18 protein-coding genes are annotated in these 18247 nt (G+C 59.6%); 10 read left to right on the forward strand and 8 right to left on the reverse strand.

Annotated features, from left to right (window positions below):
- The gene (locus BM152_RS07930) at positions 1-540 is read left to right on the forward strand and encodes a TRAP transporter small permease (protein WP_066607076.1); all 540 of its coding nucleotides are present in this window, start codon (positions 1-3) and stop codon (positions 538-540) included.
- Positions 537-1784, forward strand: a complete 1248-nt coding sequence (locus BM152_RS07935; RefSeq protein WP_066607074.1) for a TRAP transporter large permease — start codon at positions 537-539, stop codon at positions 1782-1784. Before BM152_RS07930 ends, BM152_RS07935 begins: the two co-directional genes overlap by 4 nt.
- Positions 1785-1897: 113 nt before the next feature.
- Here the strand turns inward: BM152_RS07935 and BM152_RS07940 are convergent, their stop codons facing one another.
- Positions 1898-2908: a GDP-mannose 4,6-dehydratase gene (locus tag BM152_RS07940; RefSeq protein ID WP_066607071.1), complete on the reverse strand. Its 1011-nt coding sequence runs from the start codon at positions 2906-2908 to the stop codon at positions 1898-1900.
- A gap of 11 nt (positions 2909-2919) precedes the next feature.
- Positions 2920-4086: a nucleotide sugar dehydrogenase gene (locus BM152_RS07945; RefSeq protein WP_074914097.1), complete on the reverse strand. Its 1167-nt coding sequence runs from the start codon at positions 4084-4086 to the stop codon at positions 2920-2922.
- Positions 4087-4531: 445 nt separating this feature from the next.
- Here BM152_RS07945 and BM152_RS07950 point away from each other — a divergent pair, with 445 nt between their 5' ends.
- Together BM152_RS07950 and BM152_RS07955 are read left to right on the forward strand one after the other, a co-directional pair.
- On the forward strand, positions 4532-6001 hold the full coding sequence (locus BM152_RS07950) for a coniferyl aldehyde dehydrogenase (protein WP_231730567.1): 1470 nt from the start codon (positions 4532-4534) through the stop codon (positions 5999-6001).
- Between the two features lie 68 nt (positions 6002-6069).
- Positions 6070-7410 carry an anti-phage deoxyguanosine triphosphatase gene (locus BM152_RS07955; RefSeq protein WP_066607027.1) on the forward strand — a complete coding sequence of 447 codons (1341 nt, stop codon included), beginning with the start codon at positions 6070-6072 and terminating at the stop codon, positions 7408-7410.
- Between the two features lie 52 nt (positions 7411-7462).
- Here BM152_RS07955 and ychF read toward each other — a convergent pair whose 3' ends face one another.
- Entirely contained in the window at positions 7463-8560 is a 1098-nt protein-coding gene (ychF, locus tag BM152_RS07960; RefSeq protein ID WP_066607024.1) for a redox-regulated ATPase YchF, read from the reverse strand.
- 127 nt (positions 8561-8687) lie between these two features.
- Here ychF and trpA point away from each other — a divergent pair, with 127 nt between their 5' ends.
- The 4 genes from trpA (at position 8688) to BM152_RS07980 (ending at position 13419) form a co-directional block, all read left to right on the forward strand.
- Positions 8688-9479, forward strand: a complete 792-nt coding sequence (trpA, locus tag BM152_RS07965; RefSeq protein ID WP_066607023.1) for a tryptophan synthase subunit alpha — start codon at positions 8688-8690, stop codon at positions 9477-9479.
- 150 nt (positions 9480-9629) lie between these two features.
- Entirely contained in the window at positions 9630-10724 is a 1095-nt protein-coding gene (locus BM152_RS07970) for a carboxynorspermidine decarboxylase (protein WP_066607022.1), read from the forward strand.
- A gap of 46 nt (positions 10725-10770) precedes the next feature.
- Positions 10771-12015 (forward strand): saccharopine dehydrogenase family protein, encoded by a 1245-nt coding sequence (locus BM152_RS07975; RefSeq protein ID WP_066607021.1) that lies wholly within the window; start codon positions 10771-10773, stop codon positions 12013-12015.
- A 240-nt stretch (positions 12016-12255) separates the two neighbouring features.
- A complete protein-coding gene (locus BM152_RS07980; protein WP_066607020.1) occupies positions 12256-13419 on the forward strand; it encodes an alpha-hydroxy acid oxidase in 1164 nt (387 codons plus the stop codon).
- A 59-nt stretch (positions 13420-13478) separates the two neighbouring features.
- Here BM152_RS07980 and BM152_RS07985 read toward each other — a convergent pair whose 3' ends face one another.
- Positions 13479-14666, reverse strand: a complete 1188-nt coding sequence (locus tag BM152_RS07985; RefSeq protein ID WP_066607018.1) for an MFS transporter — start codon at positions 14664-14666, stop codon at positions 13479-13481.
- Positions 14667-14882: 216 nt separating this feature from the next.
- Here BM152_RS07985 and BM152_RS07990 point away from each other — a divergent pair, with 216 nt between their 5' ends.
- Positions 14883-15512 carry a 50S ribosomal protein L25/general stress protein Ctc gene (locus tag BM152_RS07990; RefSeq protein ID WP_066607016.1) on the forward strand — a complete coding sequence of 210 codons (630 nt, stop codon included), beginning with the start codon at positions 14883-14885 and terminating at the stop codon, positions 15510-15512.
- Between the two features lie 205 nt (positions 15513-15717).
- On the opposite strand, the gene BM152_RS19255 is transcribed toward BM152_RS07990, so the two are convergent.
- Positions 15718-15888 (reverse strand): hypothetical protein, encoded by a 171-nt coding sequence (locus BM152_RS19255; RefSeq protein ID WP_156444374.1) that lies wholly within the window; start codon positions 15886-15888, stop codon positions 15718-15720.
- Here BM152_RS19255 and pth point away from each other — a divergent pair.
- Positions 15887-16564: an aminoacyl-tRNA hydrolase gene (gene pth, locus BM152_RS07995; RefSeq protein WP_066607004.1), complete on the forward strand. Its 678-nt coding sequence runs from the start codon at positions 15887-15889 to the stop codon at positions 16562-16564. The two genes, BM152_RS19255 and pth, sit on opposite strands and share 2 nt — an antisense overlap.
- A 10-nt stretch (positions 16565-16574) precedes the next feature.
- Here pth and BM152_RS08000 read toward each other — a convergent pair whose 3' ends face one another.
- From BM152_RS08000 to BM152_RS19425, 3 genes are all read right to left on the reverse strand, one after another.
- A complete protein-coding gene (locus BM152_RS08000) occupies positions 16575-17090 on the reverse strand; it encodes a helix-turn-helix transcriptional regulator (protein ID WP_066607001.1) in 516 nt (171 codons plus the stop codon).
- Positions 17091-17102: 12 nt separating this feature from the next.
- Positions 17103-17456 carry a hypothetical protein gene (locus BM152_RS19260; RefSeq protein ID WP_066607069.1) on the reverse strand — a complete coding sequence of 118 codons (354 nt, stop codon included), beginning with the start codon at positions 17454-17456 and terminating at the stop codon, positions 17103-17105.
- A gap of 171 nt (positions 17457-17627) precedes the next feature.
- A complete protein-coding gene (locus BM152_RS19425; protein WP_156444372.1) occupies positions 17628-18176 on the reverse strand; it encodes a PepSY domain-containing protein in 549 nt (182 codons plus the stop codon).
- Between the last annotated feature and the right edge of the window lie 71 nt (positions 18177-18247).

The raw sequence follows: 18247 nt of genomic DNA on the forward strand, positions 1-18247 counted from the left end.
ATGCTGAGCTGGCTGGCGTGGCTTGACAGAAAGGTGGGGGCACTGCTCAAACCCGTGGTTTTCGCGGGCATGGCGGGTCTGACGGCAGTGATTACGCTACAGATCGTGTCGCGGGTGCTCTTCACCTCCGTGAGCTGGACAGAGGAAGTTGCACGCTTCCTGTTGATCTGGATCACCTTTCTGGGGGCTGCGCTGGCCTATCAACAGGGGCGGCATATCGCAGTCACGGTGTTGCGTGACAGCCTGCCGCCCGTGTTGGGCCGGATCGTCTCCGGCGTGGCAACCCTTGTTGCCATCGCGTTTCTTGTGACGCTGGCCAAGATCGGCTGGCAATACATGAACATGCAGAGTTTCCAGAAATCCCCCTCGCTCCGCCTGAGCATGACCTATGTCTATGCCGTCATGCCGCTGTCCGCACTGTTGATGGCGGGCCTCTCCGTGATCGACCTGATCCGCCTTCTGGCGGGTAAACCGCTCCGTGAAACCCATGTGGAGATCGACAACGATCTGGAGCAGGAATTGCACGGAGATCCCTCATGAGTCTCGTTCTCGCCGGTCTTTTCGTGCTCTTTTTGCTCATGGGCATTCCCGTCGCCATTGTGATCGGGGCGGCCACCATGAGCGCGCTCAACCTGTCCGGCGTGCCGCTGATGGTCGTGCCGCAACAGATGTTCTCAGGCATCAATTCCTTTGCGCTTGTCGCCGTGCCGATGTTCGTTCTGGCCGGTGATGTCATGGCGCAGGGCGAGATTTCCAAACGTCTCGTGGCCTTCGCCGACAGTATGTTCGGCTTTATCAAAGGCGGGCTGTCCATCGTCTCGGTGCTGGCGGGCATGTTCTTTGCCGCGATCTCCGGTTCGGGCGCCGCGACCACCGCCGCCGTGGGCGCAAGCCTTGTGCCCGAACTCAAGCGCAAGGGCTATGACCCCGCCTCCGCCGCCTCGCTGATTGCCGCCTCGGGCACCATCGGCGTGGTGATCCCGCCCTCCGTGCCCATGATCATCTATGCGGTGATTGCACAGGAATCGGTGCGCGACCTGTTCCTCAACGGCTTTATCCCCGGCATTGCGATGGGCGTCGGCCTGATCTTTGTCGCCCTGTTGCAAGGTCACCGCCGCGCCTACCCGCGTGGCACGGCCCTGAGCCTCAAAACCATTGGCCGCACCTTTCTGTCGGCCAGTTGGGGGCTGATGGCACCGCTCATCATTCTCGGCGGCATTTTCTCCGGCATTTTCACCCCCTCCGAAGCGGCGGTGATTGCGGTGGATTACGCCATCCTCGTCTCCCTGTTCATCTATCGCGACCTGACGCTGAGACAGCTTTACCGGATCATCATCCGCGCAGGCGTGACCACCTCTGTCATCATGTTCGTGATCGCGGCCTCATCGGTTCTGAGCTGGACCTTGTCGAGCTGGCAGGTGCCGAACCAGATCGCCAGCGCCGCACTGTCGCTCTCGTCCAACACCTATGTACTGCTGCTTCTGGTGATGGCGGTGATCCTTGTGGCGGGCGTCTTTCTGGAGACCGCCTCCGCACTCATCATCCTGACACCGATGCTCCTGCCGCTGGCAGCACAGCTTGGCATTGGCACGGTGCATTTCGGCATCATCATCGTGGTCGGTCTGGCCATCGGGATGGTCACGCCGCCGGTGGCGATCAACCTCTTTGTCGCCTCGACCACAGCAAGACTCCCCATTGAGAAGATCACCCGTGCGGTCCTGCCCTATCTCGCGGTGCTGCTCTTCGTCTATCTGATGATCGCCTTCGTGCCGCTGTTTATCTAAAGCGTTGTGAGCGTTTCGCTTTAAGAGACATCCCACAAGAAAACGGCCCCCGACATGCCCCCCTTAAAAAGAGCATGTCGGAGGCCGCAGAAACCCTGCGAGAGCTCCAAACCTCAAGCGTTGTAATACTGCCGATACCAGCGCACGAAATTGGCCACGCCTTCGGGCACAGCCGTTTGCGGTGCATAACCTGTGAGACGTTTGAGCAAGGACGCATCGGCCCATGTTGCAGGCACATCACCGGCTTGCATCGGCATCAGGTTGCGCTCGGCCTTTTTGCCGGTGGCGTTTTCAATCGCTTCGATAAAATCAACCAGTTGCACAGCATCATTGTTGCCGATGTTCACCACGCGGTAGGGGGCCACGGGGGACAGGCTGTCGCCCTCCTCCACCTCTCCGTTTTCGGGCCGCACAGGCACCGCGTCGATCAACAGTCGGATCGCATGAACGAGGTCTTCGACATAGGTGAAGTCGCGTTTCATATCGCCGTAATTATACACGTCGATGGGCTTGTCTTCGAGGATCGCCTTGGTGAACTTGAACAGCGCCATATCCGGCCGCCCCCACGGCCCGTAGACCGTGAAGAAGCGGAACATGGTGATCGGAAGATCAAAGAGATGGGCATAGCTGTGCGCCATGTTCTCGGTCGATTTCTTGGTCGCCGCGTAAAACGACATCTGGTGATCGGCCTTGACCGTCTCCTGATAGGGCATGTCCGTATTCGAGCCATAAGCCGAGGAGGTCGAAGCCAGCAGCATGTGTTTGGGCGGATAGGCCCGCGCCGCTTCGAGCAATTCAAACGTGCCGACGATATTGCTCTCAAGATAGGAGCGCGGGTTCTCGATGGAGTAGCGCACCCCTGCTTGGGCTGCGAGGTGGATCACGGCGTCGGGCTTTTCCTCTTCGAACAGCGACATCAACAGACCGGGTGTTTCGACCTTGTCATGCACCGAGCGGTAATTCTCATAGGCCAGAAGCGTGTCCTCGCGCCGCGCTTTGAGCGCCACGTCGTAATAGTCGGACATGCAATCCAGCCCGATGACGCGCCAGCCCTCTTCGAGCAGTTTGCGGCAAACGAAAGAGCCGATAAATCCGGCGGCACCGGTGACAAGAGCTGTGGGCATGGGTCTTTTCCTCAATCAGCGTGGAACAGGTCGCGGGTGAAGATCTTCTCCGGCACGTCCGAGATATCATCTGTCACACGGTTGGCGACGATCACATCGACCTCGGCCTTGAACGCGTCGAGATCATTGACCACCCGCGAGCCGAAGAAATCCGGCTCCGTCATCACCGGTTCATAGACGATCACCTCGATGCCCTTGGCCTTCACGCGTTTCATGATGCCCTGGATCGAAGACTGGCGGAAGTTGTCGGAGCCCGCCTTCATCACCAGACGATAGACGCCGACCACTTTGGGGCCTTTCGCGATGATCTGGTCGGAGAGAAAATCCTTGCGGGTGCGGTTGGCATCCACGATGGCGCGAATGAGGTTTTGCGGCACTTCGGAATAGTTCGCCAGCAACTGCTTGGTGTCTTTCGGCAGGCAATACCCGCCGTAGCCGAAGGACGGATTGTTGTAGTGATCGCCAATCCGCGGGTCCAAACCGATGCCGTCGATGATCTGGCGCGTGTCCATCCCGCCGGCCATCGCATAGCTGTCCAATTCGTTGAAAAACGCCACGCGCATGGCGAGATAGGTGTTGGCAAAGAGCTTGACCGCCTCGGCCTCGTCCGCATCGGTGAACAGCACCGGCGCGTCCTTCTCCACCGCCCCTTCGAGCAGCAGATCGGCAAAGACACGCGCCCGCTCGGAACGCTCTCCGACGATGATCCGGCTGGGGTGGAGGTTGTCGTAAAGCGCACGCCCCTCGCGGAGGAACTCGGGGCTGAAGATCACCTGATCCGTGTCGAACTCGTCGCGAATACGGTTGACGAAGCCCACAGGGATGGTCGATTTCACCACGATGGTCGCGGAGTCATTGACCTCAAGCACCTTGAGGATCACCTGCTCCACGCTGGACGTGTCGAAATAGTTGGTCTGGGCATCGTAATTCGTCGGCGTCGCCACGATCACGAAATCCGCGCCCTGATAGGCTGCCGCCGCATCTGTCGTCGCCGTGAGGTTCAACTCCTTATGCGCCAGAAACTCCTCAAGCTCGGCATCCACAATCGGAGACTTCCGCGCATTGACCAAGGCCACGCGCTCCTCGGAAATGTCCACCGCCATGACCTCGTGGTTCTGCGCCAGCAAAACCGCATTCGACATCCCGACGTAACCGATCCCAGCAACCGCGATTTTCATACCTTGAACCTTTGCACAGCTTTCGTTGGTCAATGTGTTAATGGAAGGGTTTGCGACGATCCAGAGCACATTTGAAAACTGTTTCAATTTGTTGTGTTTACACGCCGCCTCCCCGCGCCGCAGCCCTATGGCCTTGCAAACCCGCCCATTCCGCCGTCACAAGCGTTTCGCAACTCTGTCACGCGTCTGAAACATTGCCCTCCTAAAGCATAGCCGACCACAACCAGTCCGCGAGACCCGCACCATGACCGAGATCAGACCGTTTGCCTTTGTATTGGCCTGCCTTTGGGAACCGTCGCAAAACGGGCTGCGGGCCAGTTTGCGCCGCATCTTCGCCCACTGAGTGCCCAGTCTCGCGCGGCTCTGACCGCAGAGCCTCCCAAGACATGCCTTTCTCTTGCCCGATTTTTCTGGCTCAATGCCGAAAAAGGATCAGGAGAACCACATGGGCACCGATACGGGCAACAACATGGGGACCATCGCAGGCTCCATCACAGGCAACATCGCTGGGGACATCACAGACGCCAACCTGAGCGATCTCTTCGCGCAGCAACAGTCCGCGCAGCGCGCCGCGCCGGTTGTGCCGCTGGAGGTGCGGCTGGACCGGCTAACGCGGCTGCAAGAGGCGCTTGTCAAAGCCGAACCCGCGCTGGTCGCCGCCATTTCCGAAGATTTCACCTATCGCCCCGCGCTGGAAAGCCGCCTTTACGACATTGATCTGGTGCTGGGCGAAATCCGTCACGCCAAACGCCATCTCAAACGCTGGATGCGCGTCCGGCGTGCGCCCGTGCCGCTGATCTACAAACCCGCCCGCGCCGAAATCCGGCCCCAGCCTCTCGGCGTCGTGGGCATCATCTCGCCGTGGAACTTCCCCGTCCAACTTGCGCTCTCGCCTATGGTGGCGGCGCTGGCGGCGGGCAACCGTGTGATGCTGAAACCCTCGGAACTGACCCCGCGCTGCTCGGCGCTGCTCAAAGACATGCTCTCAGGCGCCTTCTCCCCCGATGAGGTCGCCACTGTCACCGGCGGGCCGGAGGTCGCCCGCGCCTTTTCCGCGCTGCCCTTCGATCATCTGTTTTTCACCGGCTCCACCGCCGTCGGGCGCAAAGTGGCCGAGGCCGCCGCGCGCAACCTCACCCCTGTGACTCTGGAGCTGGGCGGCAAATCCCCCGCCATCATCATGCCCAGCGCCGATCTCGACCGCGCAGGCCGCCGGATCGCATGGGGCAAGGCGATGAATGCGGGACAGGTCTGTGTCGCGCCCGATTACGTTCTGGTCCCGCGCAAAAAGATGTTGCTCATGGCCGATGCGATCATGGGGGCTTTCATGCATTACTTTGCGCAAGGCCCCGAAAGCCCCGACTACGCCGCGATCATTTCCGAGCGCCACCACGCGCGCCTTGAGGCGATGGTGAAAGAGGCCGAAGCCCGTGGCGTGACCCTCTTCCGCCTTGACGAGGCCTTGGGGGATGCCCGCAAATTCGCCCCCACCGTGGTGCTCGACCCGCCTCACGACCTTGCGCTGATGCAGGAGGAAATCTTCGGGCCGATCCTGCCCATCCTGCCCTATGACGACCCGCAAGAGGCGCTCGATTTCGTCACCAAGCGCGATCACCCGCTGGCCCTCTATGTCTTTGCCGAAGACAGGGAGGAACAGGAATTCTGGCTTGAGAACACGCGCTCCGGCGGGGTGACGGTGAACGACACCGCCATCCACGTCGGCTTTGCCACGCTGCCCTTTGGCGGGGTCGGCCCCTCGGGACAAGGCGTCTACCACGGGCGCTACGGGTTCGAGACCTTCTCCCACCTCAAACCCGTGGTGCGGCAGGCGAAACACAACGGAATGTCCATCGCCGAACCGCCCTTCAAAGGCTGGCGCAAACGCGCCCTCAAGGTGATGCGCAAGCTGATGTGAAACCGTGTCTGGCCTTCGCCCGCCCCGCCCCATAAACTGCGCACGGAACAGACGGGAGACGCGGATATATGTGGCTGGAACGCAGGGAACCATGGCAAGGGCACTCGGAAGACGCGCGCGGCGCAGGCGATGTCGATTATGCCCGTGTGATCCATTCCGCCTCCTTCCGCCGGTTGCAAGGCAAGACCCAGATTCTGAACCTCGGCGACAGCGACTTTTACCGCACACGGCTCACGCACTCGCTGGAAGTTGCACAGATTGCAGGGGGACTGGCCCGGCAACTGGCACAAAGTTTCCCCGACCATCCCGCCACCGCCCATTTGCCGGACCGTTCGATGATACAGGCCATCGGTTGCTCCCACGATCTCGGCCATCCGCCCTTTGGTCATGGCGGCGAGGTCGCCTTGAACTATTGCATGCACGGGGCTGGCGGTTTCGAAGGCAACGGGCAAAGCCTGCGCATCCTGTCGCGACTGGAGAGCTTTTCCAAATCTTCAGGTGCCAATCTCACGCGGCGCAGTCTCTTGGGCCTATTAAAATACCCCGTGCCCTATGCGCGGGCGCAAAACTCCGCGCTCAGACCGAAACTGAGCGACAGCCCCGCAACGCTTAACCTGATTGACACCGCCGCCTCTACCCCGCCGAAATGCTATCTCGACAGTGAGCAGGACGTGGTGGACTGGGTGCTTGCTCCTCTGTCAGCCGATGACCGCAGCCGCTTTTGCGAGACCTCGGATCTGGAACAGGGAGAGCATCGCAAATCGCTGCATAAATCCTTTGATTGCAGCATCATGGATCTGGCCGATGACATTGCCTACGGTGTGCATGACCTTGAGGATGCCATTGCGCTCTCGCTTCTGACCCGCGAGGATTTCATAAAAAACGCTCCGGAAGAGGACTGCGGCGACTTCCTCTCCATGCTCAAGGAAAAATATCCGAAGCAGTTCGACAATGACGTTTACGGGCAAATGCTCGACGGTCTGTTTGGCGACCGTAACACCCGCAAACGCTTCATCTCGCGCTTTGTGAATTATTTCATCACCTCTGTCGAATATACAGAAATGCCACAATTCGACGAACCGCTTCTGCGTTATCGGGCCAGTCTGCCGAACTCCCGTCGTCCCATGCTGCGCGCGCTGAAGAAGCTGGTGTTCAAAGTGGTCATCAAAAGCCCCACGGTGCAGCAGCTTGAATTCAAAGGGCAGCAAATGGTGGTCTCGGTCTTCGAGGCACTGTGTTCCGATCCCGAACGGCTTTTACCGCGCGAGCATCAGGATCGTTTCACCGCGTCTGCGGGGGATCTGCGCATAGTGTGCGACTATGTGGCGAGCATGACCGATTCCGCTCTACTCAAAACCTATGAACGCCTGTTTGCCCCGCGTATGGGGTCGGTGTTCGATCGCTTGTAAAACAAAAGGCGGCCCGAAGACCGCCTTTTTCAGAATTCCGCTCAAGCCACGCTCAAGTATTAAACAAAAAGTGCATCACGTCGCCGTCTTGCACGATGTAGCTTTTGCCTTCCGCACGCATCTTACCCGCGTCTTTCGCGCCGGTTTCGCCGTTGCAGGCGATGAAATCGTCATAGGCGATGGTTTCGGCACGGATGAACCCGCGTTCGAAATCGCCGTGGATGACGCCTGCGGCCTGCGGGGCGGCGGTGCCTTTGGTGATGGTCCATGCGCGGGCCTCTTTCGGGCCGACGGTGAAATAGGTTTCAAGCTGCAAAAGCTCGTAGCCGGCGCGGATCAGACGGTCGAGACCGGCCTCGTGCAGACCAAGCTCTTCGAGGAACATCTCGGCCTCGTCGCTGTCGAGTTGGGAAATCTCTTCCTCGATCTTGGCGGAGATCACCACGGTGCCCGCGCCCTGCTCTGCGGCCATTTTCGCGACCGCCTCGGAATAGGCGTTGCCCTTGGCGGCGTTCTCTTCCTCGACGTTGCAGACATAGAGGATCGGCTTTTGCGTCAGGAGTTGCAGCATGTTCCACTGCTTGCGCTCGTCCTCGGACACCTCGACGCTGCGCGCCGGCCGGTCGTTTTCCAGCGCCTCTTGCGCCCGCGCCAGAAGATCGTCCTGAAGCTTGGCTTCCTTGTCGTTGCCCTTGAGCTTGCGCACGAGGTTGGCGCGGCGTTTGGCAATGCTCTCCAGATCGGCGAACATCAGTTCCATCTCGATCACCTGCGCATCGTCCACCGGATCGACACGACCTTCGACATGGGTCACATCCCCGTCCTCGAAACACCGCACCACATGGGCGATGGCGTCACATTCGCGGATGTTGGCAAGGAACTGGTTGCCCAGACCTTCGCCCTTGGATGCCCCTTTCACAAGACCCGCAATGTCCACGAAAGACATGCGCGTCGGGATGGTCTGTTTCGATCCGGAGATCGCCGCCAGCTTGTCCAGCCGCGGGTCCGGCACGGCCACATCGCCCACGTTGGGTTCGATGGTGCAGAAAGGAAAGTTTGCCGCCTGCGCAGCAGCGGTTTTGGTCAGCGCATTAAAAAGCGTCGACTTGCCCACGTTCGGCAGACCGACGATGCCCATTTTGAAGCCCATTGCGGCCTCCTTTGTCTGAAATTCCCCGCGTGTCTAAGGCGCAAAGGGGTCTCGCGCAAGCCTTCCCCATTGCACTTGCACGAAAGATCGGCCAAACCCGTTGCGCAAACAGCAAGGGAGCCACCCCATGACCCGTATCGACGCCAAATTCGCCGAGTTGACCGCCGCTGGCAAAAAAGCCTTCGTCGCCTATGTCATGGCCGGTGATCCCGACGAGGCCAAATCGCTCGAAATCGTCAAGGCATTGCCGGACGCGGGCGTGGACATCATCGAACTGGGCCTGCCCTTCACCGACCCGATGGCTGACGGCCAGACCATCCAGCTTGCAGGACAACGCGCGCTCGATCAGGGGATGACGCTCGACAAGACCCTCGCGCTGGCCGCTGCCTTCCGCGAGACCGACACCACAACCCCGATTGTGCTGATGGGCTATTACAACCCGATCTATTCGCATGGTGTGGACAAATTCCTGACCGACGCGATCAAGGCCGGCATCGACGGGTTGATCGTCGTGGACCTGCCGCCCGAAGAAGATGACGAACTGTGTATTCCGGCGCAAAAGGCGGGGTTGAACTTCATCCGTCTGGCCACACCCACGACCGATGACAAACGCCTGCCGACCGTGCTGCAAAACACCTCCGGCTTTGTCTATTACGTCTCGGTCACAGGCACGACAGGGGCCGCTGCCGCCTCCGGTGCCGATGTCGCCCCCGAAGTGGCACGGATCAAGGCCAAGACGGACCTGCCCGTGATCGTGGGCTTTGGTGTGCGCACCCCCGAAAAAGCTCAGGAAATCGCCGCCGTGGCCGATGGCACCGTGGTCGGCTCCGCCATTGTGAGCGAGATCGCGTCGGGAAAATCGGTCGAAGAGATCGCCGCCTATGTCAAATCTCTGGCAGACGGCGCACATCGCGCCTGACCCCGAAACACAGGGCTAAAGGCGGGGACAAACACAAGGCAATGTATATACAAAGAGCATGGCCCGCCGTGCTTTTGTCTTGCCCCACCCCCTGAAACGCCCTAAGTGCAGCGCTCTATTGCCGTTCCTTTTGACCCTCGGGGGAATGAGATGATCCAGACGCCTTACTACCTGATCGACAAGGCACGCCTGCTTCCGAATATGGAAAAAATCGCCCGCCTGCGCGAACAGTCCGGCGCGAAGGCCCTGTTGGCGCTCAAATGTTTCTCCACATGGCCCGTGTTCGATTTCATGCGCGACTATATGGACGGCACCACCTCCTCCTCGCTCTATGAATTGCGCCTCGGTGCGGAGAAATTCGGCGGCGAGACCCACGGCTATTCGGTCGGCTGGGCCGATCACGAGATCGATGATGCGGTGAAATACGCCGACAAGATCATCTTCAACTCGCTGGGCCAGCTTGACCGCTTCGGCGCAAAGACCCAAGGCATCGCCACGGGGTTGCGCCTCAACCCGCAGTTCTCGACTTCCGGCTTCGATCTGGCCGATCCGGCCCGCCCTTTTTCGCGTCTGGGCGAATGGGACATGGCGCGGCTGGAGATGGCGCAAGGACGCATCAACGGCGTGATGATCCACTATAATTGCGAGAATGACGATTTCGATTTGTTCTCGGCGCAACTGAGCCGCATCGAAACCGAATTCGGGGCGTTCCTGAAAACGCTCGACTGGGTCTCTCTGGGCGGCGGCATCCATTTCACCGGCGCGGGCTATCCGCTCGACCAACTGGCCGACCGGCTCAAGGCCTTCTCCGACGCGATGGGCGTGCAGGTCTATCTGGAGCCCGGCGAGGCCGCGATCACGCGCTCCACCACGCTGGAAGTCTCGGTGCTCGACCTCATCGACAACGGCAAGAAAATCGCAATCGTCGATAGCTCTATCGAAGCGCATATGCTCGACCTGCTGATCTATCGCGAAACCGCCAAACTGCCGCAAAACGGCACGCATGAATATCAGATCGCGGGCAAGACCTGTCTGGCGGGCGATATTTTCGGCGATGCAAAATTCGACAAACCGCTGGCAATCGGCGACCGTATCTCCATCGACGATGCCGCCGGTTACACAATGGTTAAAAAGAACTGGTTTAACGGAGTCAAAATGCCGGGAATCGCCGTGCGCGACCTGGATGGCACAGTCAAACTGGTCCGTGACTTCGGTTACGAGGATTTCGCTGCGGCGCTGGGATAGGCCCGCTCAAACCCACCACCCGAAAACGATAAGGGGGTCTCGACTGTTGAAACAGAACGTACTCATCATCGGCGCTGGCGGCGTCGCTCAGGTCGTCGCGCATAAATGCGCCCAGAACAACGATGTGCTGGGAGATATTCACATCGCCAGCCGGACGCTTTCCAAATGCGAAGCGATCCTTGAGTCGGTCCGTGAAAAGGCCGCGATGAAACAGGAGGGCGTTCTTGAAGCCCATCAGGTTGACGCGATGGACAGTGCCGCCGTGGCCGCGCTCATCAAAAAGACCGGTGCGCAAATCGTCATCAACGTCGGCTCGGCCTTTATCAACATGACCGTTCTGGATGCCTGTATCGAAACCGGCGCGGCCTATATCGACACGGCCATTCACGAAGATCCCGACAAGATTTGCGAAACCCCGCCGTGGTATGCCAATTACGAGTGGAAAAAGCGCGATCTGTGCGCCGAGAAGGGCGTCACCGCCATCCTTGGTGCTGGCTTCGATCCGGGGGTTGTGAACGCCTATGCCCGCTTTGCCATCGACATGATGGACGAGGTCAAATCCATCGACATCGTGGACATCAACGCCGGATCGCACGGCAAGTATTTCGCCACGAATTTCGATCCCGAGATCAATTTCCGCGAATTCACCGGCGTCGTCTACTATTGGGAAGACGGCCAGTGGAAAGAGAAAAAGATGTTCGAGACAGGCCGCGACTGGGACTTGCCGGTTGTGGGCCAGCAACGCGCCTATCAGTCCGGCCATGACGAGGTGCACAGCCTTGCCACCAACTATCCGCAAGCCGATGTGCGTTTCTGGATGGGCTTTGGCGAGCATTACATCAATGTCTTCACCGTGTTGAAGAACCTCGGTCTGCTCTCCGAACAGCCGGTCAAAACCGCCGAGGGCCAAGAGGTCGTGCCGCTCAAAGTGGTCAAGGCCGTGCTGCCGGACCCGTCCTCGCTTGCGCCCGATTACACCGGCAAGACCTGCATCGGTGATCTGGTGAAAGGCGAGAAAGACGGCGCGCCCTTCGAGGTCTTTGTCTACAATGTCGCCGATCACAAAGAGGCCTATGAGGAAGTCGGATCTCAAGGCATCTCCTACACCGCAGGCGTGCCGCCGGTGGCCGCCGCGATGCTGATTGCCTCGGGCGTTTGGGACACAGGCAGCATGAAAAACGTCGAGGAGTTGGACCCGAAACCGTTCTTTTCGATCCTTGACCGTATCGGCCTGCCGACCCGTGTGCAGATCGGCGGCTTGGGTGGCGAAGACAAGCCGTGGAACGCCTGATCCCGTCTTCGGGGTGCCGGACGTCCGGCAAATGAGCCAACAAACGACAAAGGCCCGCAGCATCGCGGGCCTTTTTGCTACCGTCTCCCGCCTGAATTTCCGGCACGGTCACGCCAGCCGCAAGACACAGGGACAAATCGCGGGACAACTCCGCACATCCCTGCATTTGATTCTTGGCCTGCTGCGCAAAATGTGCGAATTGGTTATGGATCCAAACCAATTTGATAAAGAAGAGTGGTCATGGCCGTCATCACCAACATCGACGATCTCAAGCGTCTGCATAAAAAGCGCACGCCGAAAATGTTCTACGACTATTGCGAAAGCGGCTCGTGGACCGAACAGACCTTTCGCGAGAACGTGTCGGATTTCGACAAGATCCGCCTGCGCCAGCGCGTGGCCGTCGATATGGAAGGCCGCTCCACCGCTTCGAAAATGATCGGACAGGATGTGGCCATGCCAGTCGCCCTCGCACCGGTGGGTCTCACGGGGATGCAGCGCGCCGATGGCGAGATCAAGGCTGCCCGCGCCGCCGAGAAATTCGGCGTGCCGTTCACCCTGTCCACCATGTCGATCTGTTCCATCGAAGACGTGGCCGAACACACCACAAAACCTTTCTGGTTCCAGCTCTACGTCATGCGCGATCAGGAGTTTCTGAGAAACATCATCCAACGCGCCAAAGATGCCGGATGTTCGGCGCTGGTGCTGACGCTTGATCTGCAAATTCTGGGCCAGCGGCACAAAGACCTGAAAAACGGCCTCTCCGCCCCGCCCAAACTCACCCCTGCCGTGATCGCCGATCTGGCGACGAAATGGACATGGGGTCTGGAAATGCTGCGCACCAAGCGGCACGGGTTCGGCAACATCGTCGGCCATGCCAAGGGCGTTGACGATCCTTCCAGCCTGTTCACATGGACCGCAGAGCAATTCGACCCCCGTCTCGACTGGGGCAAGATCGCCGCGATCAAGGAAATGTGGGGCGGGCCGCTCATCCTCAAAGGCGTGATGGAACCCGAAGACGCCATCATGGCCGCCAAGGTCGGCTGTGACGCCATCATCGTGTCGAACCACGGCGGGCGGCAACTCGATGGCGCACTGTCCTCGATCCGTGCGCTTGAGCCGATCCTTGACGCCGTGGGCGATCAGGTCGATGTCCATCTCGACAGCGGCATCCGCTCCGGTCAGGACGTGCTCAAGGCGCTTGCCATGGGCGCAAAAGGCACCTTCATCGGACGCGCCTTTGTCTATGGTCTGGGTGCAATGGGCGAGGAAGGCGTGACCAAGGCGCTGGAAGTGATCCACAAGGAACTGGATGTCTCCATGGCCCTGTGCGGACGCAAGACCATCGCCGATCTCGACCGCGACATGCTGAAAATCCCCGAAGACTTCTCCGGTCGCTGGGCCTGATCCCTCTTCCCGAGACGCCGCATGCCGGTGTCTCGGGGCACACACCTCCACTCACCACATCAGTCGCGCACAGACTTGCCTCGCTCGAACAGCCACACGGCAGGCACAATCAAGGCAATCGTGGCCGCCACCATCAGGAAGGCAACGCGCAGCCCGTAAGCCTCCGAAATGCTGCCGATCAGGGACGGGCCGACAAAGAATCCCGTAAACCCGATCATCCACGCCCGCGACACCGCAACATTGAGGGCGCGGCGATGCACACGTTTGCCCAAGAGCGACGTGGCCGTGGGCACGATCACCGCCATCCCGACCGCCATCAGCGCAATGCCCAAAAGCGCTACCGACCGGTCCGGCGCCTGTGACAGGGTGAGCGCGCCGATCACCCCCAGAATGCCGGAGAACAGAACCACCCGCGCCTCACCGAACCGCTGGGTCGTCACCTGTCCCAAAAGGCGAAAGACGCACATGATGAACCCCAGCATCGCAGGACCAAAGCCCCCGTCCCCCGTCGCACCGCCCAGTTCGCGCTCCAGAAACAACGCCGACCAGCTTTCGATGGAATTTTCACCCACGAAAGCAACAAAGATCATAACGCCGACCGGCAGAATCGCGGCCCACGGTAGATGACGCGGCCTGTCCTCCTCCTCACCGTCCTCCGGAGCATCCTCCCAATGCCCGTCACGCAGCAACAGCGCGAAAACCAGCAGAACACAGCCAATCAGGGTAAAGACTTGCGCCGTGCCCCAGCCCGCCTGTCGCAACAACCCGACAAGAATGGCCGAGACCGCAAGGAAGAACGAGAAATTCGCGTGGTTGATGTTCATCAGATGCCCGCCGGTGTCGCTCTCGATCCGCGAAATCCGAAGGTTGGCGCAAATGTCCAGACTGGCCAGCGCCAGCCCCATGCCGATCATCACGGGGAAAAGATGCCAGGGCTCCGACGCAAACCGTGGCCCCTGCACCACCAAGGCCGAACAGAGCGTGAGGATCGGCAGGGTGTGATGTCGGAACAGCGCCAGAAGATAGGGCGCGAGATACATGGCGATCATGCCACCCGAGGCCGAGCCGAGAAGCGCCAGACCGAATTGCGCATCACTCGCCCCCGTTTGCGCCTTGAGCGCGGGCACCATCGCGGCGAATCCGCCCCAGACAACGCCCGCCGCCCCCAAGGCCATAAAGGGCGAAAAGGACATGGACACCGCCCGCGCGAAACCGCCAAGCACACCGGCCACCCCATTCCGAGCCATATCGCAGCCTCCTCCGCCCCGATCATTCAAAGCGCTTTGGCGAACAGTAGTGACAGGATTTCCCGCCGCATAGCCGGAATCTGCGCAAAACTGGTCCCGCATCTTTGCGCATCAACACAATTCCACTTTCCATTTTACCGATTCCCGTGTAAGGCCACGGCTTCACGCGGGTATACAGCCTTGGAGGATACCCGCCCTAATTTATGGAGAATTAAAATGGCTGGTGAGATTCCTGATCTTATTGCCTTGGAACGTACGGGGACAGGCAAGGGCGCCGCTCGTCAGGCACGTCGCGACGGTCTGGTTCCGGGGATCGTTTACGGTGATGACAAAGAACCGCTTCCGATCAACATCAAATTCAACGAGCTGCTGAAGCGTCTGAAAGCCGGCCGTTTCCTGTCCACGCTGTTCAACCTCAAGGTTGAAGGCCACGACGACGTCCGCGTGATCTGCCGCGGCGTGCAGCGTGACGTTGTGAAAGACCTTCCGACTCACGTCGATTTCATGCGTCTGCACCGCAACTCCCGCATCAACCTGTTCATTCCGGTTGAAATCGTCGGTGAAGAGGCGGCTCCGGGCATCAAAAAAGGCGGCGTTGTGACTCACGTCCGTACCGATGTCGAACTCATCGTGACCGCAGCCGACATTCCGGAAAAAATCACGCTCGACATCACTGGCGGCAACATCGGCGATGTGTATCACATCTCCGACGTCAAACTGCCTGAAGGTGTGAAGCCGGTCATCGAACGTGACTTCGTGATCGCCAACATCGCCGCACCTGCCGGCCTTGGCGCAGTGGATGACGACGAAGAAGAAGCAACAGAAGAAGCAGCAGCGGAAGAATAATCTTTCACTGTGTCTTCGGATGCATTTGAAACGCGGGCCCCTCGGGACCCGCGGTTTTCATTTTATGGGCCTTGGCGCTGCCCCGATTGGCGCCTTAATGCCGCCTTACCACTGCGCGCACATATGTCCGCCAGATGCCCGACACAAGTCCGACAGAAAGCCGACGGGTATCCGACCCCACAAATTGCGGTGCAAGGGGCTTGGATCAGGCCTCGTGGATAATGGTCTCGAACCCTTCGAACTGCGGCGGTCCGGCAAACCGATTGCCCGCTATCGGGCCGGTTTTCAGGCCGGACAGAATCCGCTTTGGATTGCATGTGCCCCACCACGCCAATATGCTGCGCACGACCCACAACAACAGGTGAGACCCCGCCATGCGCCTTTTCGTCGGCCTCGGAAATCCCGGCACGAAATACGAGAAAAACCGGCACAATATCGGCTTCATGGTGCTCGACCGGATCGCCTCCGACCACGGGTTTGCGCCGTGGCGGGCGAAGTTTCAGGGCCAACTCTCCGAAGGCCGTTTGGGCCGCGAAAAAGTGATCCTGCTCAAGCCCGAAACCTTCATGAACCTCTCCGGCCAGTCGGTCGGCGAAGCCATGCGGTTTTACAAACTCGACCCCGCCGATATCGTTGTTTTTCATGACGAATTGGACCTCGCCCCCGGCAAGGTGCGGGTCAAGTCCGGCGGCGGTCATGCCGGTCACAACGGGCTGCGGTCGATCCATCAGCATATCGGTGCGGACTATGATCGTGTGCGCCTTGGCATCGGGCATCCGGGCCACAAGGACCGCGTGGCTGCTTATGTGCTCTCCGACTTCGCCAAGGCCGATCAGAACTGGCTCGACGATGTGATCCGCGGCTGCTCCGACGGCGCTCCCTATCTGGCTGACGGAGAACCTGCGAAATTCTCCAATGCGGTCGCGCAGAGAACTGCGCCGCCGCGTTCCTCGACCGGCACCAAGCCGCCCAAGCCGAAGACAGAGAAAGCACCGGAGCCCGTACAAGACACACGCTCCCCGCTGGAACGTCTCAAGGACAAGTTCAGCTAGGCCAGCCCGCTCAAGCCACTTGTTTCTCCGCTTCGGTGGGCAAAAGCTGATCATCCATCAGATCGTCGATAAACAAGCTTAAAAGCTGCGAAGAGCCGTGAACACCAGCCTTGCGATACACCGCATTCGTTTGGGCCTTGACCGTCCCTTCCGAGGTTTGCCGCAATCTTGCGATCTCCGCGATGGGGCAGCCCTTGATGAGAAAAAGCGCGACCTCACGCTCCGCAGGGGTCAGCGACCACTCCGCAAAACGCTCTTCGAGAACATCGGCAAAGGCAGAGGCCGCGCGGCGCAGTTTGCTTTCCGCCATGCTCCGCCGGATCATCGAACGCCGGAGCGCCAATCCGCCCATGACCACCCCAAGGATCAGACCCAAGGCGGCGCCCAATTCGATCACTTCCCGGATTTGCCAAGAGATAGGCCGCGCCCGCAGTCCCAGAACCGAGGCCACGATGTCGAAAACAAAGAAAATCGCACAAAGGGACTGCACCACCAGGATAATGGCAAGGATAACACTGTCTTTCACGAGCTCCGCACCTCAGTCATCGTCGTCGTCATCATCGCCGCCGTCATCGTCGTCATCATCATCGTCACGGTCATCATCGCGATCATCGTCATCATCATCATCGTCATCGTCGTCGTCATCACGATCATCGTCGCTCTCTCGACGACTGCTCCCCGAACTGCTGCGATCCTTGTCGTCACGCCGGTCGTCCTCTGCATTGACTTCCCAATAGTCGCGAAGAACCTCTCCGGTCGACGGGTTGATGATGATTTCACGGCGCATCTCGTCATTTCGGGCCACAATCCGTGTCCGACCAAGAAGAGTGCGCCCCACCGTGATCCTTGTGTAGCCTTGTGACTTGAGTTGCGTGATGACTTGCTCGACCACGCTCGCCCTCTGTGCGAACGCCGGCGGCGCGATCAGCAGACTCGCGGTCAAACCGGTTATGAAAAGCCTGCGGTGCATAATGTCCTTTCCTTTGTTCTGCCTCCCGCTCTCTTAGCACGAATGCAGCCCGCCCCTCTACGGGGCAGGCGTTAATGTCATGATTTCTTCGGATCAATCATCGTCGTCATCGTCATCATCGTCGTCGTCATCACGATCATCGCGGTCGTCGCGATCATCGTCGTCATCGTCATCGTCGTCTCGATCATCGCGATCATCGTCGCGGTCGTCACGATCATCCCTGTCATCATCACGGTCATCATCGCGATCATCATCACGGTCATCACGGTCGTCATCGCGATCATCGTCGCGGTCATCGTCCCAGTCGTCCCGATCGTCGCGATCATCGTCTTCCTCGACATTGACGCCCGCCACACGACGCGAATCGTCATCATCGTCGTCATAGACCTCATCGCGCCACTCGCGTTGGCTCAGGGCACGTTCACGTTCACGCACCACCTCGCCACTGGCATTGTCGATCCGCAGTTCGATTTCCTTGCCATCGATATAGACATCGACCTCCGTGTAGCGGAGCTTGCGGTCAATCTCGATCCGTGTCGCGCCGGGATACTTGGAGACAATTTCCTCCGTCGTCGGCTGCGCCAAAGCAACCGTCGCGCCGAGACCGGAGACGAGTGTCGTAATCATAAGAACCTTGTGCATCGGATTTTCCTTTCCTGCATTTTCAAACAACCCCAAAGGGCGGGCCATCGTGACCTCGCCTCCTGATGTGC

The sequence above is a fragment of the Celeribacter halophilus genome, from assembly GCF_900114135.1.
GTDB classification, from domain to species: Bacteria; Pseudomonadota; Alphaproteobacteria; order Rhodobacterales; family Rhodobacteraceae; genus Celeribacter; species Celeribacter halophilus.